This window comes from Bifidobacterium pullorum DSM 20433 (assembly GCF_000771405.1).
Lineage (GTDB): Bacteria > Actinomycetota > Actinomycetes > Actinomycetales > Bifidobacteriaceae > Bifidobacterium > Bifidobacterium pullorum.
This window is the reverse complement of record NZ_JDUI01000009.1, coordinates 63,995-90,054: the sequence shown is the minus strand read 5'-3', so window position 1 is coordinate 90,054 and position 26,060 is coordinate 63,995. Positions and strand designations below refer to the sequence as shown.

Here is a 26,060-nt window from a genome sequence, read left to right as displayed (position 1 = left end):
CGTTGATGGGTTTGTCAGCGTGCCGGGGTTGTCGTTGGGATTGGGTTGACGGGGGCCGTCGGGTCGCCGTCGGCGACGTCGCCGGAGGCGTCGGCGATATCGAAGGCGCCGGCGTTGTACAGCAGACGGCCGGAGATGACGGTGGCCCGGTTGGTGCCAGCGCCGTGCCGTATCAGATTGTCGATGGTGGTTTCGATGCCGGCCGGGGTGGTGATGTCGACGGGGATGTCGAAGAACGCCAGATCGGCGGTGGCGCCGGCGTTGATCTGCCCGATGCGGCCTGCGCCCACGTACATGCCTATCTCCTGGGCGCCGCCGATGGTGAGCATGCGGATGATGCGATGGGACAGGTCGTTGGCCCGGTATCCCTGTGCCCGCGCCAGGTCGTAGAGCGCGGCCGCGTCGTCGAGCACGTCCAGACTGGGGGAGCTGGACAGGGAGTCGGTGCCGATGGCCAGCAGATTGCCCTCCTCCAGATAGGCGCGCACGGGCGCGTCCTTGCCCGTGACCGTGATCCGGTTCGACCTGGGGCACAACGCCACGCCGACCCCGCGCTGACGCAGGATGCGGCGGTCCTCCGCGCTCGCCCACACGCCGTGGGCGATGTGCACGTCGGGGCCCAACGAACCGAGCTGGTCGAGGAATTGGATGGCGGAGGCGTTGAGCCCCTCCCGTTTGAGCTCCGTGTAGCTGGTCCAATGCCGGTCGCGCCAGGCGGCGGCCGAGTAGATGGTCAGGTCATCGGTGTCCGCGCCGGCCTCCATCGGAGTCTCGGCCAGATGGATGTGCAGACGCATGTCCAGTTGGCGGGCGATGTCGGGCAGGTCCACGAACGGCGCGGTCTCCAGCGTGTACGGGGCGTGCGGGCTGATGCCGATGCTGGGCAGCCCCTCCTGACGCATCGAGCCCAGATGATTGACCAGTTCGCTGATGCCTGCGGTCTTCCAGTCACTGTTGTGCCAGTTCATCACCTCCCAGTAGGCCACGCCGTGCATGCCCTGCGAGGCGAGCGCGTCGGCCGCCTGCGGGTCGGTGACGATGTCGGCGGCCGCCGTGGTGCCGGCCTCGAGCATCATGCGTGCGCCGGCGCGTGCGGAATCCCGCCACATGTCGCCGTCGCAGCCGTCGTAGACGGCGTCGAACGCATCCTCCCACTCGTGGAAGTCGCCGTACGTGCCGCGGCCCACGTCGGCCATCGCCGTGTACTGCAGATGGGTGTGGGCGTTGACCAGGCCGGGGGTGATGACGCCGCGCCAGTACCGTTCGTCGACGCGCGCGTCCGGCGCCAACTCGGATTCGAGGGTGTCCAGCACCCAGCGGCGGGTGCCGACGTGCACGACGCGGCTGCCGGATACGGCGATGGACCCGTCGAGAATCACCGGGCCGGTGACCGGGATGATCAGCGGCGCCGAATACAGCGTGACCTCGGTGAGCGGCTGGGGGTGGGCTGCCGCATACAGTGGATCGTGGATGTTCATCGGCCCTCCTGCGTTCGCGAACGGCGTTCGGTTTCGGCGAACCGCGTCAGCGTCCAGTCGTACCCGTTGTCCGCCACGGCATGACTGGCGCGGAACCCGCGTACGGACAGGGCCATGGCGGCGATGCGCCGATCCGCGTCCGCATCCAGGCGATGCAGGCCGGGGGCGAGCGTGCCGCGCGTGCGCCACAGATAATCGACCGCCGACACCTGCACGGCGAAGCTCAGATCCATGATCTCGATCGGATTGCCGCCGCCCGCCGTGTAGTTGACGCCGTCGCCTTCGGCCAACAGCCGGATCACGGGACCCTCGGGCACGGCCAGGTCGCGGATGCGGGTGCCGGGCTCGCCGTGGAAGTCCGGGATGTCGTCCAAGGCGATCTCGTTGGCGATGCCGCCGATGACGGCCAACGCCGTGCCTTGCCGCATGCGCCGCAGATGCTCCAGCGCGATGGTATGACGTACGCCGGTGGCGGAAACCACAATATCGGACTGCGGCAGCGCCTCGTCGATATCCGTTGCGGCGAACCCGTCGAACACGGCACGCAGCGCCGCCACGGGGTTGGTGTCGCAGATTGTGACCTGGGCGCCGAGCGTGCGGATGCGCATCGCGAAGCCACGGCCGACCGGACCGTAGCCGACCACCGTGACCCGGGCGCCGTCGAACGCGCGGGCGCCGAGGATGTCCTGCATCGTGGTCACGCAGGTCTCACCGGTGCCGTGCGCGTTGTCGAACCCGGTTTTCAGGATGCTGTCGTTGACCGCGATGACCGGGAACGTCAACGCCCCGGCGTCCCGCATCGCCTCGAACGCGCGCACGCCGCTCGTGGTCTCTTCGGATACGCCGACCAGATCGTCCAGCAGTTGCGGACGTTCGAGCGCGGCGAGTCGGGCGAAGCTCGCGCCGTCGTCGATGATGATCTGCGGGCGGATCTCATCCAGCAGCCGCAGCGCGCCCTGATGCGCCTGTTCGGCGGTCCACCCCGCATCCGCCTGGACCATGATGCCCTCCCGACGCAGCTGGTCGGCCACGCGCTGGTCGGTGGACTCGGGTTCGCAGTACACGCCCACGGTCGCGCCGGCGGCCTGCAACAGGCGCAGCAGCACGGCCGTCTTCGGTTCCAGAATCAGACAGACCGCGATACGCACGCCGTCGAGATCGGTTTCGCCGGTCAGCGTCTTCAACAGTGCGACGGTCACCGGCATATGCTCCTGCGCGTAATCCATGGCCGCAACGCCGGCCGCATGGCGGGAATCGAACAGTTGCGTGACGGGGCATCGGGGATCCAACGGCGCGTCGCCGCCCGCCGGGGTGCAGGCGTCGGGGGAGTGCGCGGCGTGCACGTCGGCGTCGGAGGCGATCATGCCCCACTGCGCCGCCTCGCTGCGGAATTGACGCCATGCACGGCCCGAATCGGCGGCATCGGCGTCGTGCCGAGTCGCGGGCGGCAGGGTGATCCGACGCCCGGCCAGTGACCGGTTGGTGCGCTGCGAGACCACGGCCGCCCACTCGCCGAACCGCGGCGGTGTATTCATCGTGTTGGTCATGCGCAGTATCTTAATGGCCGGGCCGCCGCGTCAGGAGTGCCTGCGCGGGTACCGGCGCGCCGCCTCGTACAGGCGATGTGGTGAACGAGTAATGACGCAATCACTGTGGTCGCGTGGTGATGTGGCAAAGTGTCGAAGTAATACAAGAAATGTTGTACAATAAATCTTGTAAAGATAATGTCGGACGAATTCCAGTCAGGGGGCATGATGTGTGGCGTAAACGATGATGATCGGATTGGTTCTGCCGCAGGGTGCCCGACGGGTGCGGCGCAGGCGGGCGGTTCTGGAGCGGCGGCTGTGAGTCGGCTCGATTCGGTTGAGCGGATGCGTGTCCTGGCGCATCCGACCCGTGCGTTGATTCTGGGGGCCCTGCGTGTCAGGGGCGATATGACGGTCGGGCAACTATCCGAAGTCGTGGGGGAGGCGGCCGGCAGTGTCAGCTACCATCTTGGCAAGCTTGAGAAGGGTGGTCTGGTCCGTAGGGTGCCGAGTCCCGACGGCGATGGGCGCAAAAGCTGCTGGCAGGCCGTCGCGCCGGTCACCGAATTCGGCGATGTCTCAGACGGGGACGACCTCGAATCCGAGAACATGATGCTCCACACCTTCGGTGTGATGGCCTCCCGTATGCTCGACCGTTTCCTGGAGGCCCGTCATGCGATGTCGGACGAGTGGGCGGACGCGCTTGACCTGAGTGACACGGTGATTCGCATGACCCCCGCCGATCTCGATGCGTTGGGCGCGGAGATCGGCGAAGTCGTAGCCCGGTGGAAGTCCCGGTGTGACGCCGAACATCATGAAAGCGATGGTTCCGAGAACGTGTCTGTATCCTGGATGCTCTACAGGCTGGTGCTGTGATGGCCGCGTTCTGGAAAACCTCGCACTATCGTGCATGGTTCGCGGCCGACACTGCATCGGCGCTCGGTTTCGTATTGCGAGACCTCGCATTGTCGATGGTTGCCTACGATATCTCGGGGTCGGTCGCACTCGCCGGCTGGCTGGTCACGCTCGTCACCCTCGCCGGTAAGGTCTCACAGATATTCGGTGGCACCTTCGTCGACCGTCACGACCGGCGTACGTTGATCCTTGTCAATGCGGCGGTCGGCGTGGTGATTTGGGGCACGGCGGGCGCGTTGGTGATGGGCGGCGTGCTGACGTTCCCCATCCTGACGGCGCTGGCGGTGCTCGCGGCGGCGGTCGGCGGCTTCCTCGGTGAGGCAACTGACGCGATGCTCCGGTCGATCATCGACATCGCCGATTATCCGCAGGCGCGAAGCATCAATGAGGGGCGCGATGCCACCGTCAGCATCATCGGCGGACCGTTGGGCGGCGTGTTGTACGCGATTACCGCGTGGTTGCCGTTTCTCGCATCGGTACTGCTGTACGCGGTCAGCGGCGTGACCGCGTTGCATCTACCTCATGATTGGCATCGCGCAAAATCGGAGACCGGTGCGACCGATGGCGGCGATTCCTCGTCCGTTTCCGGTGCTTCATTCCTCGAGGACTTCCTCGAGGGGTGGGCGTGGTCGTTCCGTCGACGGCGCATGCCCGCGTTGCTTGTCATGGCCGCGCTGGTCAACTTCGCCATGAATTGTGTGTCGCAGGGGGCTTTGCTGTATCTGATCGCCGATGGGACGCCGCGTTTCCTTGTTGGTCTGCTCGACACCGGATTATGCGTGATGACGCTGGTCGGTGCGGTGATTGCCGGTCGATGGTCTGCCCGTGTTCCCGTCGGCGCCGCGATGGTTGCGGCCATGGTGTTCTACGCGATGTGCATGGTTCCGATGGTGGTTTCGCAATCATACCCGGTTGTGTTGGTCTGTCTGTCGTTGTTCGGCCTGCCCTTGCCGCTGGTCAACGCCGGTGTGATGGGATTCGTATTCGCCAAGACGCCGCCAGAGCTGCAAGGTCGGATTTCGTCCACGGTGGCGGTCCCCGCGATGGTGTTGGCGGTGTTCAGTGGTGCGATTGCCGGCGAGTCGGTCGCACGCATCGGACTGGGTGGCCTGGCGGCGCTTGCGCTGGTCGTCGTTGTGGCGCTCGTGCTGCCGTTGGCCCTATCCAAGCCGGTGCGAACAATTCCCGCCGCTGACCGCTGGGACGAGACGGACCTGTGAACGCTGCTACCGACCGGTCAGGCCCAGCGTATCGAGCGCCTCGCGCAGCGCATCCACCTCGACCAATCGCAGTCCGGGAATCGAAAGACGCTTGCGCAGCCGCGGCACCACGGCCGTCGTGAAGCCGAGTCGCGCCGCCTCGCGCAAACGATGCTCCAACCGCGGGACCGGACGCACCTGCCCGGTCAGGCTGATCTCCCCGATCGCGCAGGTCGTGCGCGGAATCGGCTGGGAACGGGCCGCGCTCGCCAGCGCCGCCACAATCGCCAGATCACAGGCCGGCTCTTTGGCCAGGCCGCCGGCGATGGTGGACACATACAGGTCGTTGCCCAGCAGATTGATCCGGCCATGCCGGTACAGCACCGCCACCAGCATGGCGATGCGGTTCGTGTCCACGCCATTGACCGCGCGCCGGGGCGTCGGCAGCACCGAATTCGTCACCAGTGCCTGCACCTCGATCGGCAGACTCCGGTGCCCGTCCAGCGTGAACGTCACGCATGTACCCTCCACCGGCGTTTCGGCGTCGGACAGGAACAATCCGGAAGGATCGGACACCTCCTCGATGCCTTCGCCGCTCATATCGAAGCAGCCCACCTCGTCGGTCGGTCCGAACCGGTTCTTCACGGCGCGCAGCATGCGCAGCGCGGTCTGCGCATCGCCCTCGAACTGGCAGACCACGTCCACCAGATGCTCCAGCGTGCGCGGGCCGGCGATGGAACCGTCCTTGGTCACATGCCCGACCAGCAGCACCGGCACATCCAGGCTTTTGGCCGTGTCGATCAGGGCGCTGGCCACTTCGCGCACCTGCGTGGAGCCGCCGGAGATGCCATCGACCTCCTGGGAGACGATGGTCTGCGCCGAATCGACGACGGCCAACGCGGGACGTTCCCGTTCGATGAGCCCCAGCACGGTTGCCAGGTCGGTGGTGGAGGCCAGCAGCAGATTAGGGCTGAGCGCGTCGATGCGCGCGGCCCGCATGCGCACCTGCGCCTGCGACTCCTCGCCGGAGATATACAGCACGGTGCGTTCCGGCTGATGTTTGGCGATGATGCCGGCGGTCTCCAGCAACAGTGTGGACTTGCCGATGCCCGGTTCACCGGCCACCAGCGTGACCGAGCCCGGTACGATGCCGCCTCCGAGCACCCGGTCGAACTCGGAGAATCCGGTCGGCAGGCGGCGTACGGATTCGGTGCCGACCTCGGTGACCGGCGTGGCGGTGCCGTCCCCGACATGCAGCGCCGTGGTCCGTGAGGTGCGGCCGGGCGCGGCGGTGCGTGTACCCGCGACGGCCTTGGCCTCGCGGAACTCCTCCACGGTGCCCCATTGCCCGCATTCCGGGCAGCGGCCATACCACTTGGGTCCGTTCCACCCGCATTCGGAACATACGTATTGCGTCGACGTCTTGGCCATGCTTCGACGCTATCCGTGTTCGCCGACAAGGCGCCGCCCCGGTGTCCGCGGGCGGGATTGTGGCGTTCCGGGGCAAAACGCCGTGATCGGCAGTGGCTGCGTCATGCGGCTGTGAGAGAATCGGGAACATGTCGAATACTCAAGGTTCCTCTTCTCATGGCAAGTTGGTCGCCGTGGTCGTGGCCGCGGCGGTTGTGATCATTCTCGCGGTGCTGTCGGCTTTCGTGTGGCCGGGGTGGGCCATCCGCCACGATGCGGGTCAGCAGGACCAGCAGAATGAGCAGGTCGCCGAGCGTCCGTCCACGCCGAGCATCGACGCGGTCGCGTTGCCGGAGGACGCCACCGAACTGTTGAAGGCGATGCCGGACTCGGTGCTGAACTTCGCCCGTACGGCGGCGGACGCCAGCACGGACTGGAGCGACGCCTCGCCCTTGGAGGAATACACGATGACGTATTCCACCGGAGAGGCCGCCGAGGATGTGACGCTGACGGTGGCGCAGTGGTCCACCGCGGATTCCGCCAAGGCGCAGTATGATGCGCTGGCCGGCGCGTTGTCCGGGGAAGAGCTGGGTGCCGGGGACGTCAAGGTGTCCGGCGAGACGAAGGGCAGCTATGTGGCCCGCGTGGATGCGGCGGACGACACCAAGGCCGTGGCGGTATGGCAGAACGACACGGCCGTGTTCCGTGCGTCCGGCGCCGAGGAAGCGGTGATGGACTTCTACATGGCGTTCCCGTTGTAGTCATATTGCGGAGCCGTCATTAGGCAAAGTCCCCGAAGCAGTGTACTATTGGGCAAGTTGCAATCTTTACGTCTTTAGGAACGGAGGCTCGAGATGGGTTCGGTCATCAAGAAGCGCCGCAAGCGGATGAGCAAGAAGAAGCACCGCAAACTGCTGCGTAAGACTCGTCACCAGCGCAAGTAGTCTTGAGCTCGATGAGCATGGAAAACCCCGCGGATCGCAGATCCGCGGGGTTTTGTATATCCGCTCCCGGCGCCCTGTGCCCTGGCGGTTCGCCTCTCGGACACGGGGGATGCGCGGAAACCTCCACGCTGAGTCCGTTCCGGTCCGTTCCGGTCCGTTCCGGACACCCGTTTCAGGCCATCCGGAACGGACTGTGACACATCGTGACTCTGACACAAGTCGTCAACCGTTGGAATCGCAGCAAACGCGAGGATGGTTCACGGCCGGAACGGACCGGAGTCCAGGATGCGAGGGGTTACTTGTTCGCGTTGGTCAGCACGCGCGGGCCGTTCGGATCGCCCACGATCACGGTGTCGACCATATTGAGGAACAGGCCATGCTCCACCACGCCGACGGTGGTGATCAGGTCCTCGGCGAGCTCCTTCGGATGATCGATGCGCTCCAGATGCAGGTCCACCACGTAGTTGTTCTCGTCGGTGCGCACCGGCTGGCCCTCGGCGTCCAGACGCAGCACCGGCTTGTATCCGCGGGCCTCGAACTTCTTGATCACCTGGCCGGCGCCGAACGGGATCACCTCGACCGGCAGCGGGAACTTGCCGATCGTGTCGACGATCTTCGACTCGTCCACGATCCAGACGATCTTGTTGGAGTTGACGGCCACGATCTTCTCCCACAGCAGGGCCGCGCCACCGCCCTTGATGCCGTTGAAGTTGTTGTCCACCTCGTCGGCGCCGTCAATGGTCACGTCGATGTGGTCCACATCGTCGATGTCCACGATCTTGATGCCGTAGCTCTCGGCCTGCTCCTGGGTGCGGCGGGAAGTCGTGACGCCGGTGAACTGCAGGCCCTCCTCCTGTACGCGGCGGCCGAGCTCGTCGACCAGGAACCGGACGGTGGAACCCGTGCCCAGGCCGGCGATCATGCCGTTCTCGATCAGCTTGGCGGCTTCGATGCCGGCCGCCTTCTTCAGCGCATCCTGCTGTGCCTTATCCATAATCTGCTCCTTCGGCGGATACTCTCCCCCGGACCCCGACACGGTCCGAAGCTCAGTACCCCATAGTATCGGATGTTGCGCCGCGATGCATACGTTTGCGATGATTCGTCCAATCGGCTGCACGAATGGCATACCCGATGACGGCGGAGACGGGAACGGACAAGGCATGCGGCCGGTGACATGGTATGAGCCGCGCCCGAAGGCGGTCAGCCGCGCCGCACCTGGAACACGGCTCCATCCAACGTGAGCATGCCATCGCCCTGCACGTATCCCTCGACCTCGATGACGCCGCGGACGAACCGGGGCGACCCATTGTAGGTGGGGGAGGAGGCGGGCGGCGGCGAGAACCGCAGCGTACCGGACACCGTGAGCCCGGGCCGGGAACGTTGCACGGTGGTTCCGCCTGAGACCGGTGCGGGGGAGGGGTCGGGTGTCTCGCCAGGTCCCGCGGCGCGGGGGGACCCGATGGCGGTCCGGCTTGTGTCGCCGACAGTGGTCCGGGTCGCGTCGTCGTCGGCGGTTTCGTCTGCCTCCGGTGACGCGTCGGTTGTGGCGGTGCCGGGTGTGTCATCCGTATTGTCGGCGAACGGGTAATCCGGTACCCCCTCCGGACCGGTCAGCAACTCGGCCAGCGACGGTCGCCGGTCCTGGCTCGGCGTGTGTCGGGACTCGCCGCCATCGTCCTGCGGGCCGCGCCCCAGATGGTAATCGATATCGCTGATGGCCCCATCGAGCAGCATCCGCGCGTCGCTGGGGACGTCGAGCCCATCCGCGTACTCGGAGGACATCAGCGACTGCCACCCCTCCCTCGGCAGATAGCCGTCCCTGGCTTTGCTGCGGCAGTCCGCGGCGTATGTGCGGGCCAGCTCGTCGACCTTCTCGTTGCCGGCGTTGCCGGCGTGCCCCTTGACCCATACGAACTTGACCGAACCGGTGCGTTCGGACAGTTCGGCGTCGATGGCTTTGATGAGCGCGGCGTTCTTGACCGGTTTCTTCTGGCTGTTCTTCCATCCGTTGCGCTTCCATCCGTGCACCCACTTGGTCGCGCAATTGATCGCGTATTGCGAATCGGTTTCGATGACCAGCGGCTCGCTGCCCGGGTGCGCGCGCAACGCCTCCAGCACCGCGCACAGCTCGCCGATCTGGTTGGTGCCGTTTGTGGCGCCGCCCGCGTCGCAGTCGCCGGGGTGGTCATGTCCGGGCTGGCCGCCGGCGTGCGGCGTATGGTCTGCCCATGCCCATCCCATCGGGCCATTGGGGTTGCCGAGCGCCGAGCCGTCCGTGGAAACCGTGATCGTCATGCGTCCCACCCTAAGGCAAGGTGCGGTCGAACATGGTGCCCATGTGTGGCCCGGCCACGGCGCTGGCACGGCCGGGAACACGCAAGGCATGGTTTGGGTGGTTGGACCCTCATGATTGTGGTACGCAAGCGCTGAATGCGGATTTTTGGTGTTCCGTACCGTACCACAAGCTTGATGCGTTTCAGAGAGTGTTGGAATTCCAAGGATTCTCTCTCCGGAAATCTTGTGTGGTACGGTACAGAAGCTTCCGGATGGGGTTTTGGTGGTTTTGTACCACAGTGGTACGGTACGGAAGTCCTGAAATGGGATGTTGTGGATTCCGTACCACGGAGGTGTGGTACGGAAGCTTCCGGAAGGGGCCTCAGGGGTTGCGTACCACAACGGTACGGTGTGGAATGTCCTGTGATTCGTTTTCGGGATTCCGCGGCTCTTCCGGTTTGGGCATGTGGTCGCGGACGGTAGCCCCGGCAGGGAGTTGGTCGGCGCCTCATTCTCGGTTGAGTTCCTATAGGCCCGGTTGGCGTACAGCCGGAAGGTAGGGCATGCGGCGGGCATACCCGTCATATTGTGTGAAAGACCGTCAACTAAAGCAAGGGGGCGCTCCTGTCGGGAGCGCCCCCTTATCGCTGCCTTGACGGTGGCGGGGATTACTCGCCGAGGGCCTTGTCGACCACCTCGGTGGCTTCCTCGAGCACCTTGTCCAGCGCCTCCGGGGAGACGAAGGACTCGGCGTACACCTTGTAGATGTTCTCGGTGCCGGACGGGCGGGCCGCGAACCAGTTGTCCTTGGTCACCACCTTCAGACCGCCGATCTTCGCGCCGTTGCCCGGCGCCTCGGTCAGCTTGGCCTCGATGTCCTCGCCTGCCAGCTGGGTGGCGGTCACGTCCTCGCCGGACAGGGCCGCGAACTTGGCCTTCTGCTCAAGCGTGGTCGGGGTGTCGACGCGCTTGTACCAGCTCTCGCCGAAACGTTCGACCTGCTCCTGATGCAGCTGGGCCGGGTTCTTGCCGGTCTTGGCGGTGATCTCGGCGGCCAGCAGGTCGGGGATCAGGCCGTCCTTGTCGGTGGTCCACACGCGGCCGTCCATGCGCAGGAAGCTCATGCCGGAGCTCTCCTCGCCACCGAAGGCCACCTCGCCCTTGAACAGCGGGTCCACGAACCACTTGAAGCCGACCGGCACCTCGACCAGCTTGGCGCCGATGGAAGCGGCCACGCGGTCGATCAGCGAGGAGGAGACCAGGGTCTTGCCGATGCCGGCGCCCTCCGGCCAGCCCGGACGGTTGCCGCCGAACAGGTACTCCACGCACACGGCGATGTAGTGGTTCGGGTTCATCACGCCCCAGTTCGGGCAGACGATGCCGTGGCGGTCGGCATCCGGATCGGTGCCGCCGACCAGGTCGTACTTCTCCCACGCGCCGGCGTTGAGCTCGTCGACCAGGCCCTTCATGGCGTAGGTCGAGCTCGGGTCCATGCGGATCTTGCCGTCGTGGTCGATGGTCATGAAGCTCCAGGTCGGATCGACCTCGGGGCGCACCACGTCGATCGTCAGGCCGTACTTCTCGTTCATCAGCGGCCAGTAGTTCACCGACGCGCCGCCGAGCGGGTCGATGCCCAGACGCACGCCCGAGGAGCGGATCACGTCGAAATCGATGACGTTGCCCAGGTCGGAGACGTAGTGGTCGCGGTAGTCGAAACGTTCGACCAGATCGGACTTGACGGCCTGCTCGAACGGGACGCGCTTGACGTTCTTGTAATCGCCGAGCAGTTCGTTGGCGCGCGCGGCGATGGCGTTGGTCGCCTCGGCCGGGGCGGGGCCGCCGGTCGGCGGGTCGTACTTGAAGCCGCCGTCGGTGGGCGGGTTGTGCGAGGGGGTGACCACGATGCCGTCGGCCAGGTCCTCGCCGGAGAACCGCTGCGTGCCGTCCGCGGCGCGGTTGTGGGTCAGGATGGCCTGGGAGACGACCGGGGTGGGGGTGAAGTCGTCGCGCGAATCGATGCGCACGCGCACGCCGTTGGCGACGAGCACCTCGATGGCGGTCTTCCATGCCGGCTCGGACAGGGCGTGGGTGTCGCGGCCGATGTACAGCGGACCGGTGACGCCCTGGGTCTTGCGGTATTCGGCGATGGCCTGGGTGATGGCCACGATGTGGGCCTCGTTGAACGAGGTCTTCAGGGACGATCCGCGGTGGCCGGAGGTGCCGAAGGAGACGCGCTGCTCGGCGACGGACGGATCGGGGACAAGGTCATAGTACTTGCCAATGACTTCGTCGACATTGATCAGATCTGCTGGGGTGGCGGGCATACCCGCATTATTTGCTACCATGACCCCATTGTGCCACGAATGTTCGGGTCAATGGGGCAGGGGTGTCACATATTGTGCGTTTCGGACGGCCGGCCTTCCGGCACGCGCACGGTGAGGGCCTGCCGTTCCACGGTGAAGCGGATATGGCTCGTCTCGCGCAGGATATCGCCGTCGACCTCCGCCAGCGCGGGCTTCTCCAACTGCACTTCGGCGCTGACGCCCTGGATCTGGTCGACGGTGGAATTGGTGGATAGCGGGCTCTGCTGCGCCTTGCCGGTCACGGTCTGGTGGAGCACGTCGCCGAACAGGTTCGCCCATCCAATCAGCCCGCCCGAGGTGTCGATGATCTCGAAATCGAGGATGCCGTCATCCCATTTGGCCTCGGGCATCAGCGAGAAGCCGGGAATCTGCCCGCAGTTGCCGGCCATCAGCGTGCGGAAGGTGAGCTTGGTGCGGGTGTGGGTGGAGCCGTCCGCGCTGGTGATGGATACGCTGCCGCGGTATTTCGGGGCGAACAGATGCTTGAACGCGCCCACGAAGTACGCCAGCCAGCTGATGTTCTTCTTGAGCTCGGGGTCGGTGTCGTCGATCATCTGGGCGTCGAAGCCGATGCCGGCGATGATCAGGAACGCATGGCCGTGATCCTCCTGCTCGTCGTCGAGGATCGTCAGTCGCCCCATGTCCACGAGTCTCGATCCGTGCGATGTGGCCACGGTCAGCGCCGCATCCACATCATCCACGGGAATGCCCATGTTGCGGGCGAACAGGTTCCCGGTGCCGATCGGTATGATGCCCAGGGCATGGCCGGTGCCGGACAGCGCGCTCGCCACCGTGCGCACCGTGCCGTCACCGCCCACGGCAACCACCACGTCGGCGCCTCCCTCCAGCGCCTCCTGCGCGCAGACGCGGCCGCTCTTGTCCAACTGCGTGTCGATGAACTGCACCTCATGCAGACCGTGCGTCGCGCAGAACGCCTTGATACGCTCGCGGTACTGTTCGGCCTGCGGTTTGGAGGGATTGATGATGAACGCGTAATGGACCTCATCCTCCTGCCGGTCCACCAAGGCCGCGGCCAGCCTGCGCCTGCGCTGGTTGCGGGCAGTGACGGCCGCGGTGACGGCGATGAACGCGAGCGCCGCGATGACGACGAGCACGATGATGACGTTGAGGACGGACTGAGGCATGGTTTCCATTGTTCATATCGGCGCGACCGGGACGGACCGTTTTCGGCGTTCGTCAACGATACCTGCACGCATGGCGGACGGACGGCGGCCACTGTCGGCTTGCGGCACTAGTCTTAAAGCCATGCTTGATATCCAATTCATCCGTGAACATGCCGATGTGGTGCGCGAATCCCAGCGCAAGCGCGGCGAATCCGTCGAACTGGTGGACGAGGTGCTGCGTTCCGACGAGACGCGCCGTGCCTCGCTCAAGGAGTTCGAGGCCGCCCGCGCCCAGCAGAAGGAGATCGGCAAGAAGGTCGCCGCCGCCCCGGCCGACGAGAAGGCCGCGCTGATCGCCCAGACCAAGGAGCTCAGCCAGAAGGTCGCCGAATACAAGGCCGCCGCCGACGCGGCGTCCGAGGAATACACCACCGCCATGTGGAAGCTGTCGAACATCGTCGAGTCCGAGGCCCCGGAGGGCGGCGAGGACGACTACGTGGTCGTCAAGAAAGTCGGCACCCCGCGCGACTTCGCCGCCGAAGGCTTCGAGCCGAAGGACCATATGGCGCTCGGCACGCTGGTGGCCGGCATCGACACCCGCCGTGGCGCGAAGGTCTCCGGCTCGCGCTTCTACTTCCTGCGCGGCGCCGTGGCGCGCATGCAGATCGCCATGCTGACCATGGCCGTCGACCAGGCCGAGGCCAACGGCTTCACGCTGGCCATCACCCCCACGCTGGTGCGCCCCGAGGTCATGCGCGGCACCGGCTTCCTCAACTCCCATGCGGACGAGATCTACCGCCTGCGCGAGCCCGACGACCAGTACCTGGTCGGCACCTCCGAGGTGGCGCTCGCCGGCATGCACGAGGACGAGATCCTGGACCTGTCGCACGGCCCGCTGCGCTACTGCGGCTGGAGCTCCTGCTACCGCCGCGAGGCCGGCGCCGCCGGCAAGGACACGACCGGCATCATCCGCGTCCACCAGTTCGACAAGGTGGAGATGTTCGTCTACGCCCGTCAGGAGGACTCCTACAAGGAGCACGAGCGCCTGCTGGCCATGGAGGAGGAGATGCTCGCCAAGGTGGAGGTGCCGTACCGCGTGATCGACACCGCCGCCGGCGATCTGGGCTCCTCCGCCGCCCGCAAGTTCGACTGCGAGGCCTGGGTGCCGACCCAGGGCAAGTATCGCGAGCTGACCTCCACCTCGAACTGCACCGAATACCAGGCCCGCCGTCTGAACATCCGCGAGCGCGTGGCCGACGGCGGCACCCGTCCGGTCGCCACGCTCAACGGCACGTTGGCCACCACCCGTTGGCTTGTGGCCATCCTCGAGAACCACCAGAACCCGGATGGTTCGATCGTGATCCCGCAGGCCATGCGCCCGTACATGGGCGGCCGCGAGGTCATCGAGCCGACGACCTGGGAGGCCTGAACATAACGGTCCTAACGCCCCGCCGCGAAGCGGGGCGTTCCCGATTCCACGGGTCGTTGTACACTAGCGATTCGTCGCGTCGTTTCGACGCATAGGGCAGATGTCCGAGCGGTCTAAGGAGACGGTCTTGAAAACCGTTGAGGTGCAAGCCTCCGCGAGTTCGAATCTCGCTCTGCCCGCTTCATCACGGCTCCTGTATGGGGGCCGTTTTCGTATCGACGGGCCGGTCCATGCCGGAGCCGACGGACCCCGTCCGCCGGCGGGCCGCGGGGCCGCGAATCGCTGGAGGACCCCATGACCGGAGCGATCACCGACATCATCTTCGACTACTGCGACGTGCTGCTGGACTGGCGTCCCCACATCCCGTTGGAGGGGCAGTACCCGCCCGGTGTCATCGACATGTTCTTCAGCGACGACGACCCCCACGGATTCCGGTACTACGACCGTCTGTCGGATTCGGGATGGAGCGAGGAGCGCATCCTGGCTGACTATGAGGTGGAACACGGTCCGGCCGTGGCCTGGGTGTTCCGCATCTACTTCGAGCGTCAGCGCATGGCGCTGGCGGGAATGCAGCCCGGCATGGGGGACCTGTTGCGGGAGCTGGACGCCGCCGGCATCCGGCTGTGGGGCCTGACGAACTTCACCACCAAGTATGTTTGGGCCGCCCACGAGCTGTTCCCCGAGCTGAACCTGCTGCGAGACACGGTTGTCTCCTCCGAGGAGGGCGTCCTCAAGCCCGACCCCGAGATCTACCGCAGGGCCATCGCCCGGTTCGGCGTCGATCCCGCGACCACGCTGTTCGTGGACGACAAGGCCGCCAACGTGGCCGTCGCTCGCGAGCTGGGGATGGGCGGCGAGGTGTTCGCCGGTGCCGATCATCTGCGGAGGGCGTTACCGCTGTCGGCGCGCTGAACGGCGGCGCCGTCCCGGACCGGGCGTGTACGGGGCGGCACCACGGAAAGGAGGAATACGGGCATGATTGCGGATGGGGATGTGCCGCGCGTCGCGGCCGAGTTCGCCATACCCACCGGCGCTTGGGTCGTGAAGCGTCTGAGGTCGGGACATATCAACGCCACGTATCTGGTGTCCGCGGGCGACCGGCGCTACGTGCTGCAGCGCATCAATACCGACGTGTTCCCCGATGTCGAGGGACTGATGCGCAACATCGAGCTGGTCACCGGATTCCTGCTCGATCGCGGCCATGAGACGATGCGGGTCATCCGCACCCGGGACGGCGCATCATATGTCAAGGCCGATTCCGGTACCTGGCGGATGTTCTCGTACATCGCCCACACCATCTCCTATGACGCCGTGCCCGACGCCGACACGTTCCGCAGCGCCGGCGCCGCCTTCGGCGAATTCCAGAACCAGCTCGCCGATTTCGACGCCTCCCAGCTCACCGAGACGATCGCGCACTTCCACGACACCCCGCACCGATTCGAGGCGTTCAAAGCCGCGGTCGCAACGGACGTCAAGGGCCGCGCCGCCGGCTGCCGCGACGAGATCGCCTTCTACATGGACCACGCCGACCGGTACGGAACCATCGTGGACGGGCTGTGCGACGGCACGGTCCCGCTGCGCGTGACGCACAACGACGCCAAACTCAACAACATCCTGATGGACGCCGAGACCCATGCGGCGCGGGCGATCATCGACCTGGACACGGTCATGCCGGGGTCGATGCTCTACGACTTCGGCGACTCCATCCGCTTCGGCGCCTCCACGGCGCTCGAGGACGAACGCGACCTGGGCAAGGTGCACTTCAGCCCTGAGCTGTTCCGCGCCTACACCGAGGGATTCCTGGGCAAGGTGCTGCCGAGCATCACGCCCAGCGAACTCGAACTACTGCCCTGCGCCGGCACCATGATGACGTTGGAATGCGGCATGCGGTTCCTGGCCGACTACCTCGCCGGCGACACCTACTTCGCCATCAGGTACCCCGAACACAACCTGGTGCGCGCCCGCACGCAGATCAAGCTCGTGCAGGAGATGGAGGAGCAGGCCGACGACATCGCGGCCATCGTCGCGGACGTCGCGGAAAGGCTGTCGTGATGAGCGCGTTGGACGAGACCTACGCCGCCATCGACGCGCTGATCGGCTATGCCGTACGCCGGCTCGACCTCGATTCGCGCAATGTGGATTGGACCCGCAACCGGATCCTGGAACTCTACAATCTGGACTCCTACGGCGTCTCCGTCGGGCCGGGCGGTGACGGTGCCGCGTCCGGGGAAACGGATGACATCAATGTTCTGCTGGACCGCTTCCGCACGGCCGCCGCGGCGGCGGGCCTGTTCGAGACGGCGGACGGCGCCATCCAGGCCGACATCGTGATGGGGCTGCTCTCCCGGTGTCCCGCCGACCTGCAGGACCGGTTCGCCGCGATCGAGCGCGAACGGGGCGGCATGGGGAGCATGCGGTGGTTCTACGACTATTGCGTGGCCAACACCTACGTCAAACGCGCCCAGCTCGACGCCAACCCACGGTTCGATTCGCACGGTCTGGTCGTCACGATCAACCTGGCCAAACCGGAGTTCAGGACCATGGCCAAGGCCGCGGCCGGCAACGCCGTGGCCGGAGGATATCCGAAATGCACGATCTGCCATGAGAACGAAGGCTTCGCCGGCCGCAACAAGCGCACGTTGCGCACCATGCCGGTCACGCTCGGCGGGCAGCCGTGGTTCTGGCAGTTCTCCCCATACGGGTACTTCAACGAACACGGCATCTGCGTGAACACCGCACACACACCGATGCACGTCGACCGCGACACGTTCGTGCAGCTGCTCGACTTCGTCGACCGGTTCCCCGGTTACTTCCTGGGATGCAACGCCGCACTGCCGCGCATCGGCGGGTCGGTGCTCGCCCACGACCACTTCCAGGGTGGCGGCGAACTGCTGCCGATGCACAAGGCCTCGGCGTGGGATACGCTGCGGTTCGCGGGGCATCCCGAGGCGGTTGTGGAGATCCTCGACTGGCCGGGCAGCGCGGTGCGCGTTGTCTCCCGGGACCGGGGCGAGATCGTTGAGGTCGCCGACCTCATCCGCCGCGCGTGGATCGACTATGACGATCCCGCATCCGGCATAGCCGGCCGTGATGCGGACGGCAACCGTCAGTCGGCTGTGTCGCCGAGCGTGATCCGCACCGGACGAGGCTATGAGATGAGTCTGATCTTCCGTAATAACGCGGTCAGCGATGAGTATCCCGACGGCGTCTTCCATGCGCATCCGGAGTATTATCCGGTCAAGCAGGAGCCCATCGGCCTGATCGAGGCGCAGGGGCTGTTCATCCTGCCCGGCCGTCTGGTGGGCCAGTTGCGGATGATCGAGGACGCCCTGGCGGAAGGGCGGGGACTGCCGGACGCCGTGAGCGAATTCACCTTGGTCTGGGACGAGATGACCGCGGCGTTGCGTGGGTGCCGCGACCGTGAAACAATCCGTGAAACGCTTCGTGGGGAACTGGGGAGCGTGTGCGAGCGGATCCTGGGCAATACGGCCGTGTTCGCGACCAAGGAACGACTGAGGGAGTTCCTCAAGGCTCTGGGATAGAGGTTCGCACTACTTCGGGGTTTTCGATGCCGAGGCCCGGAATTCCGCCAATCGGTTTGCCGAACCCCGAAGTAGTGCGAACCCGGGTTTCAGACGATCCTCCGGTCGGCCGCCCAACGGGTCAACTCGGTGCGGTTGGACAGCTGCAGCTTGCGCAGCACGGAGCTCATGTGCGTTTCGACCGTCTTGATCGAGATGAACAGCTCCGAAGCCACCTCCTTGTAGGTGTAGCCGCGGGCGATCAGCCGCATGACCTCCTGCTCGCGGGCCGACAGCCGGTCCAACTCGTCGTCGTGCACGGGCGCATCGCCCAGAGGCGTCCCCTGGAACGCCGAAAGCACGAACCCGGCCAGTTTCGGGGAGAACACCGCATACCCCTCATGCACCTGGCGGATCGACGACACCAGATCATGTCCGGTGATGGTTTTGGTCACATAGCCGCGCGCGCCGGCCCGGATTACCGCGCCCACATCCTGCGGCGAATCGGAGACCGACAACGCCAGGAACGCCGAACGCGGAGACAGCGGCAGCGATTTGGTCAGAATCTCGGCACCGCCGCCGCCCTCGCCGCCCGGCACATGCACATCGAGCAGCACCACATCCGGCAGGGTGTCGGCGATCATCGCTATCGAGCCCTCCACATCGGGGGCCTGCCCGACGATGGTGAAATACGGCTGCAGCGTGGCGATGACCCCCGCACGGAACATCTCATGGTCGTCGACCACGGCCACCCTGATCGAGCGCTCGGCGGTCGGCACCGCGTCGTCGACGGTGGCATCGGCAGTGGTGTCGGTGCCACTGGCACAGAGCACGCCATCCGTGATGTGGCCGTTCCCGCCTCGCTGCTGGCCCATATCAGTCATGATCGCCTTCCATTCCCTTGGTATTCCGTTCCTCGGCCATGCCGACCACCGGCATGTGCATACGCACCTCGGTGCCCCAGCCGGGGCGCGACACGATCTCCACCGTGCCGCCGCGGCGTTTGATCCGGCCCACAATCGATTCGCGGATGCCGAGCCGGTCCTCGGGCACGGCGTGAACGTCGAATCCCTCGCCATGGTCGCGCACGAACACCTCCACGGTACCGCCCGACGCTTCGCAATACACGGAAATCGGCTCACCGCCGTGCGTGGCCGCGTTGACCAGCGCCTGTCGCGCGGCATCAAGCAGCGCATCGGTCTGGGCGCTGGGCTGCGCGTCGCCCACGGTCACCACCTCGATCGGCTTGCCGTGCTCATCCTCCACCTCGGCCGCGATCTGCTTCAATCCGGCGCTCACCGAGCGCTCCGACGGCGTACGGTCCTGATACAGCCAGTCGCGCAGTTCCCTTTCCTGTTGCCGGGCGAGCGAGAACACGGTCTGAGATTCGGCGGCGTGCAGCTGGATCAGCGCCAGTGTCTGCAGCACGCCGTCGTGCAGATGCGCGGTCATGTCGGCGCGTTCCTCCTCGCGTTCCTTGAGGGCGCGTTCGGTGGCGAGGCTGCGAACCAGGGAGTTGATCCACGGCACAATCGCCAGCACCACGCCGACCATGGCGGCCAGTCCGCCGACGATCAGCACGCGTGGCGACGTCCAGCCGTAGCCGGTCGTACTGCCCACAAACACCATATACGCCAGCACGATCAGCGCAATGCCGCCGAGCATGGCCCTGAACTGGCCCTCCTCCTGGTTGAACCACAGCCAGGAGACGGCCAGTCCGCCCAACTCGAGCATGATCGGCAGGATATACAGGGAGTCGATGCCGGTGGCCGCCATCAGCGCGCTGATGATAAGCAGCAGCAGACCCGCCATGGCCACCAGCGCCGGCTTCGGCGCGCGGGCGATGGCCGCGGCCAGGCTTTCCGAGGATTCGTCGTGTTCCGCGGCCCGCAGCGGGTCGGTCTCGGCGGCGGCCGTGTTCGACCCACCCCGCGCCCCGACATTGCCGCGTGACAACGGCGTTTCGGCCGTCTTGCGACGCTGCGCTTCGGCTTCCGCCACCGGATCGCCCACCGGCATCATCAGCCACAGAAAGACGTACATCACCACGCCGGCGCCGAACGCGAGCGTCGCGGCGGCGAACAGCAACCGGACCAGCGCCACGGACACACCCAGATGCAGGCTGATGCCCCGGCATACACCGCACAGCCAACGCCCCTGTTTCGGGCGCATCAGCGGCAACGCGGCCGGGCGCAGCGGCTGCGGGTTCGCCGGCCACGGCATCTGGTACTGGACAAACGGTTCGCTCATGTCTTCCATTGTGCCCGGCGAAACGGCGGAACAAGGGTGATTCGGCCGACGTTCAGGGAAGGTTCAGGGTGTTCCCCGATACGGTTCGCCGCCTCGGGTTGGTGTAATGGAAACATGAACAAGACAGATGACGACCGGTATTCGGACCGGTTCTTCCAATGGATTCGTGAAAGCGGTCTGGTCCGCAGCGACGACGAGCGATGGATTGGCGGCGTGTGCGGCGGATTGGGCCGCTATCTCGGCTGGAGTCCGCTGCTGGTGCGCGCGCTGATGATCGGCGCCGCGTTCGTGGCCGGCATCGGCGCGGTGTTCTATGCGCTCGCCTGGTTCCTGCTGCCGGACGAACGCGACGGGCGGATCCTGTGCGAGGATCTGCTGGCAGGGCGCTGGGATTGGTCCTGCCTCGGTGTGGCGCTGGGACTGTTCTGCCTGATCTTCTGGCCGCCCGTATGGCTGTTCGGCGTGTGCGTCGGGGTGTTCTGCCTGTGGCTGGTCGTCGAGCAGGCCGGACGGCGCAACCTGAAACGTGCCGTCGCGCAATGGGCTGACCCGTCATACCATCCACAGCCTGCGCCGTCGACGCGGCAGTCCGCTTCATTCGCGCAGTCGCAGCCTGCGCCGTCCGTACGGTCGGAGACGACCGGATGGGCGCAGCCGTCGGCGCGGCAGAATCATCCGGAGTGGTCGGAGAAGCCCGTGTCGGTCGGGGCGGAACCCTCCGCCACGTCTTCGCATATGGGGATGGCCGACGGTATGGGGATGGCCGACGGTATGGGGATGGCCGACGGTATGGGGGCGTCCGGCGTGCCGAACGGTATGGCTGCGTCCGGCGTACCGACCGGTATGGCTGCAGGCGGCGTGCCGACCGGTGCGGGACCGGCCGGCGGTATGCCCACGGGCGAGGTCCCGGCGGGTGCTCCGACCGGGGCCGTCCCGGTCGCATCGACGGCGGTGCCGCCGATGATGACCTCGCCCTATCGCGCCCCGCAGCAGCCTCCCAAGCCGCGCGTCGCTCGCCGCAAGCCGGCCGGTCCGCTGCTGGTGCTGATCGTCACCGGACTGATCTTCCTGTCGTTCGCCTGCATGATGTTCTCGTGGTCCGGTTCGCAAGCGGACCTGGAGACATTGCTGGGCGGGGGATTGGTCTGGATCGGCGGCGTCTGTGCCGTAATCGGCCTGATCATCGTGATTCTCGGCTGCATCGGACGGCGAGCCGGTGGCCTGCACCCGTTCGCGTGGCTGGCGGCGTTCCTGGCGATCGTCCTGGCATTCGGCGGGCTGGCGTATTCGATGCTGTTCCAGAGGATGATGCAGATGCGCGCGGAATACGCGTATGCCGACGGTTCCGGCTTGGATCCGGACATTCAGGTGCACGGGTTCGACGTCATCGGCTCCGACAAAGCCACCATGCAGCGTCTTGAGGATGGGCTGTGGATGGAGGGCGACAGCATCGACGACGTCCTGCACATCGACCTGAGCGACTATGCCGAGGACAACGGCAGCCATGAGGTCACGCTCAACAACGGCGCCACCGCCACCTCAAGCTGCCCCACGGGCACCATCCGGGTGATGCCGTACCGTACCAGCGTGGTGGTCACGATCCCGGACGGCTGCTCCTGGCAGCTGACCGGCGAGTCGTTCTGGTATGAGGGCGTCGATGCCTTCGGCAGCCTGTGGGCGGCCGCAACGTCGCCGTGGAATATGGTCGGGATATACCTGCCGAATACCGTGAACGGACAGTGGCTGGGCGCCTCCAGCATGAGCCCGCCCTGGCTGGACGCGGACTATGACGGCGAACCTCTGTACTGGCCGTTCGATCAGGGCAATCCCAAGGCGGTGGCATCCCCGGAACTGTGTATCGACGTCGACGCGGCCGTGATGGGACAGGTCGTCGTGCAGTACGAGTACCAGAACACGTTGCCCACCTACCAGGAGTGGGCGGAATCGCACACGGAGGACAGCCATGAGTGACGAGATCCGCAACGAGTCGGAAACCCCGGTCATCCCGCAAACGGATGACGCGGATACCCAGGCCATGCCGGTGGCGGAGACCCGCGAACTGCCGGAAACCGCCGCCCCCACGCAGACGATTCCGGTGGATGTTGCCTCCACTGAGGCGATGCCGGTGGATTCCGCCCCTACTGAAGCGATGCCGGTGAATGACGCGCCCGCCGAGACGATATGGGTGGACCCCGCATCCACGCAGGCGATGCCGCAAGTCGAGCCGACACGGAACGCAACAGCCGATGCGCCGCAATCTGGACAGGTTCCGGAACCGGAGTCCGCCACGATGCCGCAGCAGGTGCCGCTGTACAGCACCGCGCCGCCATCGCAGACCGCCGCCGGTGGCGCCCCGACCGCGCCCGCCTACGTGCAGGTGCCGGTGGAGACGCCCAACGAACGTCCGGTGATCCGCAAAACCGGTCCCAGTGCGGCCACCATCGTCTTCGGCGTGCTGTTGATCCTGATCGGCGCTGCGGCCTTGGGCCTCGGCATCGGTTTCCCAACGACGGTCCTGTCCGGTTTCGGGGCGGATCCGCGTGCCATCGTGGCAATCGTCTGCGGCATCATCGGCGGACTGCTGATCCTCGTCTCCGTCATATGGGCGGTGGCGCGAATCGTCGGCTCCATGCGGCATAAGGACGACGCACCCCGGGCATGACCTCGTACATGCCTTGACGGGGCTTTCCGACGAACGCGGGTGTGTGCCGTACGGCTCGCCCGTTATGCGGCCTGAGCGGCCTCAGCCTCATCGAGGTCGGCGAACCCGCCCAGGCGCACGGTGTTGAGCACCGTCTCCTCGGTCAGATTGCGGCCGGCGTCGCGCAGATCCTCCACCATCGCCGCATACCGTGCCAACGTGCGGTCCGAATACGTGCCCAGTTCGCCACGCAGATAGGTTTCGAACGACGTATCCGCCGGCGTGTCCTCGGCCGTGGTCAGCACCCGCATCGCCGCGCCCAGCTTTGGGTAGCGCTCGCGGAAGTCGCGCGCCCACGCCACCTGCACGGCGATGACGCGCTCCTGATCCGCGACGCGTGTGCCGGACAGACGCGGGATGAACGGCTCGATGCGCTCGCGGTACTCGTCCGGCGCGGTGGAGGCCATCATGCGGGCGTACTTCTCGGTCACCAGGTTGCGGCCCGCCATATCCGCCTCGGTCAGATCGTCCAGGTAGCTGCGCAGCAGGTCCTCGGGCCAGGTCATGAACTGGCTGGCCCGCATCTGATGGAACATCGGCCAATTGCCCTGGCAGGCGGCGCGGCCGCCCTCGTTCTCGGTGCGCTGGAATTGGTCCCACTCATGGCGGATGACCTCTTCGACAAGATCCATGACCGCTCCTTTCCTACGATTTCAGTGTGGTTGCATCAGGCCGCCGAAGCCGGCTACAGGCTCACCAGACAGGCGGCCTTGTGCTCGATATGCTCCTCTATATAGGGCCGCTGCCACTCCAGGAACGTCTCCTCGGAGTCGGTCAGGCCCTCGCGGTTGAGTTCGGCCACGATGGCCGCGCAGATCGCTGCAACGGTCGAATCCACCTGCGCCGCGGCCGGTGCGGACCCCTTGCCGCCCTCGCCGAACCCGACGCCGCCGAAGCATGCCGCCGATGCCAACCGCAGCACATCCTCCAACTGCGCGCACACCTGCGGCAGGCGGGCGGCCATGCGGCGCGACAGGCGGCGCAACGCGGCGAACCGCCACTTGTAGTACGGCATATAGCCGGCGGAAACCGGCGTATTGATCAGGAACACCAGAGACGCCGCGGCCTCGGCGAACTCGTTGATCGCGCACCAGGCGGCCGCACCGTCGCCGCGTTGCAGCATCCGCGGCAGGTTGTACTGACCGGCCTGCGCGATCATCCCCAAACGCCGGGAGATCAACGACAGGCGCACGTCCTCGGGCATGAGCTTGAACCCTTGGCGGGTTTTCGAGAACGCGCCCAACGGGTCGGCGAACACCTCGCCGTTCGTGGCCGCGGCCAACGTCGGCTCATCAAGCATCAGCCACTCATGCGGACTGTCGGCGGGCGGCGCCTGACGGTAGCCGGTGATCGCCTCGAAGAAATCGCCGATGCGGAACACACCGACACGGCGGCCGGCACCCTGCGCGCGGGCGGTTTGCACCTTCGGGCCGAAGCCCATGAACGTGTCCGGCAGCGCGTCGTAATCGGCCTGCAAACGTTCCCCGATCGCCGCGTAATCCTCATCGGTGAGCCACAGGCAGAAGCCGGGACCGAAGTCGTGGTCGTGGGAGAGGCCGTCGTCGAAACCGTAGCATTCCGAACCATGCCCGACCAGGCCGGCCGCGATGCGGCCCTGATATTCGGGGTAGCGTTCGGCGATCAGCGGCTTGCCGTACTCCTGCCAGCAGGTGCGGGCCAGCTTGAGACCGGAGAGCGTGCGCGCCGGTGCGGTGGCTGACGGCGCCAAGGCCGGGGCCGAGGCATTGGGCGACGCCGCGTTGTCGGACATGGTGGTGCCGGGCGCGGAGCAGGTTGTGGAACCCGCCGCCGTCGCTGTTGTATGCGCACCGGTTTCGGGAACGGCGTCATCCGAGGTGGTTTCGGCGGGAACCTGACGCTGCGCGTCGGCCCGCTCCTGTGCCTGAACGAGGTTGGCGGCGGTGATGCGGTAATAGTCGTTGTCCCTGCCGTAGTTCTCCTCGATGACCGACAGCGCCTGGCGGTAGCGCTGCACGGCTTCGGCGGCGCGGCCGGCGGCCAGGCAAACCTGCGCGTATCCGGCCAGGGCCGAAGCGTAATGTCCGGTATGCTCCTGACCGGCGTCGCGATAGATCTCCAGGGAAAGCCGGGCGTGGCGCATCGCTTCGTGGAGTTCGGCACCTTCGGAGGTCGCCGGCGACGGCGCGCCGTCCGTTCCGTGTGATGCGCCGGCTGTGGAGGATGGGCGCGCAACCGGTGGCGTCGCATCCCTGGCGGTGGCGTCGGTGTCGGCGCCTCCACTCGTTGACGGCATCAGCTCCAGCAGGATCAGCGCGATATTCGTATGCGTGGCGGCGATGTCGATATCCTTCATTGGATCCACACTGGAGGACTGCAGCACCTGCAACGCCGCTTCCAGCTCGTGTTCGGCCTGCTCGGGGCGGCCGGTCTCGCTGTAGAGCATGGACAGGTTGTTATGCAGGGCGGCCATGCGCCGGTCGGTGGGGGAGAGCGTGGTTTTGGCCGAGTCGATGGCCTGGTGGTACAGGTCCTCGGCCTGGTCGTATTTGCCGGCGGCCCGCATGCTGGTGGCCGCGTTAATCAGCGTGGTGGTCCAGGCCTCCGTGCCCTCCAGCCGCATGCGCAGCGCCAGCTCGATGGCACGCTGCACGATCCACTGGTTGTCCTCGTGCCGGCCCTGGGAACGGTAGAAGCCCATCGTCTCGTTGAGCACCGTCAGCAATCCGGCGTTGTCGCCCGCGTTCTCGGCGTCGCTCATGGCCCGCAGCAGATACGGTTCGGCCTTGGTCGCGCCTTCATGGGCGTCGAAGATTGTGTCCAGCCCCACAAGAAACGCATTCACATCAAACGACGCCGTCGGTTCCGCCTCAGCCTCCATCTCCTCGGCATCATCCGGCTCCCCGGAGTCGTCACGCACGCCCAAGCCACCGAACACATTCGAGTG

21 protein-coding genes and 1 tRNA gene are annotated in these 26,060 nt (G+C 66.2%); 11 read left to right on the top strand and 11 right to left on the bottom strand.

Annotation, left to right across the window (positions count from 1 at the left end):
• Nucleotides 1–14: 14 nt before the first annotated feature.
• Both OU11_RS05680 and OU11_RS05675 read right to left on the bottom strand, forming a co-directional pair.
• Entirely contained in the window at nucleotides 15–1,478 is a 1,464-nt protein-coding gene (locus OU11_RS05680) for an amidohydrolase family protein (protein WP_081963481.1), read from the bottom strand.
• Nucleotides 1,475–3,025, bottom strand: coding sequence for an adenosylhomocysteinase (locus OU11_RS05675; protein WP_081963480.1), 1,551 nt, complete (start codon nucleotides 3,023–3,025; stop codon nucleotides 1,475–1,477). The genes OU11_RS05680 and OU11_RS05675 overlap by 4 nt, the downstream gene beginning before the upstream one ends.
• Nucleotides 3,026–3,322: 297 nt before the next feature.
• Here OU11_RS05675 and OU11_RS08830 point away from each other — a divergent pair, with 297 nt between their 5' ends.
• Both OU11_RS08830 and OU11_RS05665 read left to right on the top strand, forming a co-directional pair.
• Entirely contained in the window at nucleotides 3,323–3,880 is a 558-nt protein-coding gene (locus OU11_RS08830) for an ArsR/SmtB family transcription factor (RefSeq protein WP_161782765.1), read from the top strand.
• Entirely contained in the window at nucleotides 3,880–5,139 is a 1,260-nt protein-coding gene (locus OU11_RS05665; RefSeq protein WP_033515147.1) for an MFS transporter, read from the top strand. The genes OU11_RS08830 and OU11_RS05665 overlap by 1 nt, the downstream gene beginning before the upstream one ends.
• Nucleotides 5,140–5,145: 6 nt before the next feature.
• Here OU11_RS05665 and radA read toward each other — a convergent pair whose 3' ends face one another.
• On the bottom strand, nucleotides 5,146–6,549 hold the full coding sequence (radA, locus tag OU11_RS05660; protein WP_033515139.1) for a DNA repair protein RadA: 1,404 nt from the start codon (nucleotides 6,547–6,549) through the stop codon (nucleotides 5,146–5,148).
• A gap of 128 nt (nucleotides 6,550–6,677) precedes the next feature.
• On the opposite strand from radA, the gene OU11_RS05655 reads away from it, so the two are divergent.
• Both OU11_RS05655 and OU11_RS08980 read left to right on the top strand, forming a co-directional pair.
• Nucleotides 6,678–7,289 (top strand): hypothetical protein, encoded by a 612-nt coding sequence (locus tag OU11_RS05655; RefSeq protein ID WP_033515137.1) that lies wholly within the window; start codon nucleotides 6,678–6,680, stop codon nucleotides 7,287–7,289.
• Between the two features lie 93 nt (nucleotides 7,290–7,382).
• Nucleotides 7,383–7,472 carry a 30S ribosomal protein bS22 gene (locus OU11_RS08980; RefSeq protein WP_004268639.1) on the top strand — a complete coding sequence of 30 codons (90 nt, stop codon included), beginning with the start codon at nucleotides 7,383–7,385 and terminating at the stop codon, nucleotides 7,470–7,472.
• 295 nt (nucleotides 7,473–7,767) lie between these two features.
• On the opposite strand, the gene rpiA is transcribed toward OU11_RS08980, so the two are convergent.
• From rpiA to OU11_RS05635, 4 genes are all read right to left on the bottom strand, one after another.
• Nucleotides 7,768–8,466, bottom strand: coding sequence for a ribose-5-phosphate isomerase RpiA (rpiA, locus tag OU11_RS05650; RefSeq protein ID WP_033515135.1), 699 nt, complete (start codon nucleotides 8,464–8,466; stop codon nucleotides 7,768–7,770).
• 206 nt (nucleotides 8,467–8,672) lie between these two features.
• On the bottom strand, nucleotides 8,673–9,767 hold the full coding sequence (locus OU11_RS05645; RefSeq protein WP_033515133.1) for a ribonuclease H family protein: 1,095 nt from the start codon (nucleotides 9,765–9,767) through the stop codon (nucleotides 8,673–8,675).
• A gap of 647 nt (nucleotides 9,768–10,414) precedes the next feature.
• Nucleotides 10,415–12,091, bottom strand: a complete 1,677-nt coding sequence (pgm, locus tag OU11_RS05640; RefSeq protein ID WP_033515131.1) for a phosphoglucomutase (alpha-D-glucose-1,6-bisphosphate-dependent) — start codon at nucleotides 12,089–12,091, stop codon at nucleotides 10,415–10,417.
• Nucleotides 12,092–12,135: 44 nt separating this feature from the next.
• The gene (locus OU11_RS05635) at nucleotides 12,136–13,254 is read right to left on the bottom strand and encodes a diacylglycerol/lipid kinase family protein (RefSeq protein ID WP_169743501.1); all 1,119 of its coding nucleotides are present in this window, start codon (nucleotides 13,252–13,254) and stop codon (nucleotides 12,136–12,138) included.
• A 121-nt stretch (nucleotides 13,255–13,375) separates the two neighbouring features.
• Here OU11_RS05635 and serS point away from each other — a divergent pair, with 121 nt between their 5' ends.
• From serS to OU11_RS05610, 5 genes are all read left to right on the top strand, one after another.
• A complete protein-coding gene (gene serS / locus OU11_RS05630) occupies nucleotides 13,376–14,662 on the top strand; it encodes a serine--tRNA ligase (RefSeq protein WP_033515127.1) in 1,287 nt (428 codons plus the stop codon).
• A gap of 94 nt (nucleotides 14,663–14,756) precedes the next feature.
• Nucleotides 14,757–14,841: transfer RNA gene (locus tag OU11_RS05625), tRNA-Ser, on the top strand.
• A gap of 115 nt (nucleotides 14,842–14,956) precedes the next feature.
• Nucleotides 14,957–15,574, top strand: a complete 618-nt coding sequence (locus tag OU11_RS05620) for an HAD family hydrolase (RefSeq protein WP_033515125.1) — start codon at nucleotides 14,957–14,959, stop codon at nucleotides 15,572–15,574.
• 63 nt (nucleotides 15,575–15,637) lie between these two features.
• Nucleotides 15,638–16,714, top strand: coding sequence for a phosphotransferase enzyme family protein (locus tag OU11_RS05615; protein WP_033515123.1), 1,077 nt, complete (start codon nucleotides 15,638–15,640; stop codon nucleotides 16,712–16,714).
• Nucleotides 16,711–18,204, top strand: coding sequence for a galactose-1-phosphate uridylyltransferase (locus OU11_RS05610; RefSeq protein WP_188599649.1), 1,494 nt, complete (start codon nucleotides 16,711–16,713; stop codon nucleotides 18,202–18,204). Before OU11_RS05615 ends, OU11_RS05610 begins: the two co-directional genes overlap by 4 nt.
• Nucleotides 18,205–18,293: 89 nt before the next feature.
• Here the strand turns inward: OU11_RS05610 and OU11_RS05605 are convergent, their stop codons facing one another.
• Nucleotides 18,294–19,067, bottom strand: a complete 774-nt coding sequence (locus tag OU11_RS05605; protein ID WP_373869295.1) for a LuxR C-terminal-related transcriptional regulator — start codon at nucleotides 19,065–19,067, stop codon at nucleotides 18,294–18,296.
• Complete coding sequence (locus OU11_RS05600; protein WP_081963478.1) at nucleotides 19,060–20,433, bottom strand: ATP-binding protein; 1,374 nt, start codon at nucleotides 20,431–20,433, stop codon at nucleotides 19,060–19,062. Before OU11_RS05600 ends, OU11_RS05605 begins: the two co-directional genes overlap by 8 nt.
• 114 nt (nucleotides 20,434–20,547) lie before the next feature.
• On the opposite strand from OU11_RS05600, the gene OU11_RS09425 reads away from it, so the two are divergent.
• Entirely contained in the window at nucleotides 20,548–22,404 is a 1,857-nt protein-coding gene (locus OU11_RS09425) for a PspC domain-containing protein (protein WP_033515119.1), read from the top strand.
• On the top strand, nucleotides 22,397–23,095 hold the full coding sequence (locus OU11_RS05590) for a hypothetical protein (RefSeq protein ID WP_033515117.1): 699 nt from the start codon (nucleotides 22,397–22,399) through the stop codon (nucleotides 23,093–23,095). Before OU11_RS09425 ends, OU11_RS05590 begins: the two co-directional genes overlap by 8 nt.
• Before the next feature lie 62 nt (nucleotides 23,096–23,157).
• On the opposite strand, the gene OU11_RS05585 is transcribed toward OU11_RS05590, so the two are convergent.
• Nucleotides 23,158–23,766, bottom strand: a complete 609-nt coding sequence (locus OU11_RS05585; protein ID WP_033515115.1) for a DUF4125 family protein — start codon at nucleotides 23,764–23,766, stop codon at nucleotides 23,158–23,160.
• A 53-nt stretch (nucleotides 23,767–23,819) separates the two neighbouring features.
• Nucleotides 23,820–25,994, bottom strand: coding sequence for a DUF4037 domain-containing protein (locus OU11_RS05580; RefSeq protein ID WP_081963484.1), 2,175 nt, complete (start codon nucleotides 25,992–25,994; stop codon nucleotides 23,820–23,822).
• Nucleotides 25,995–26,060 lie beyond the last annotated feature (66 nt).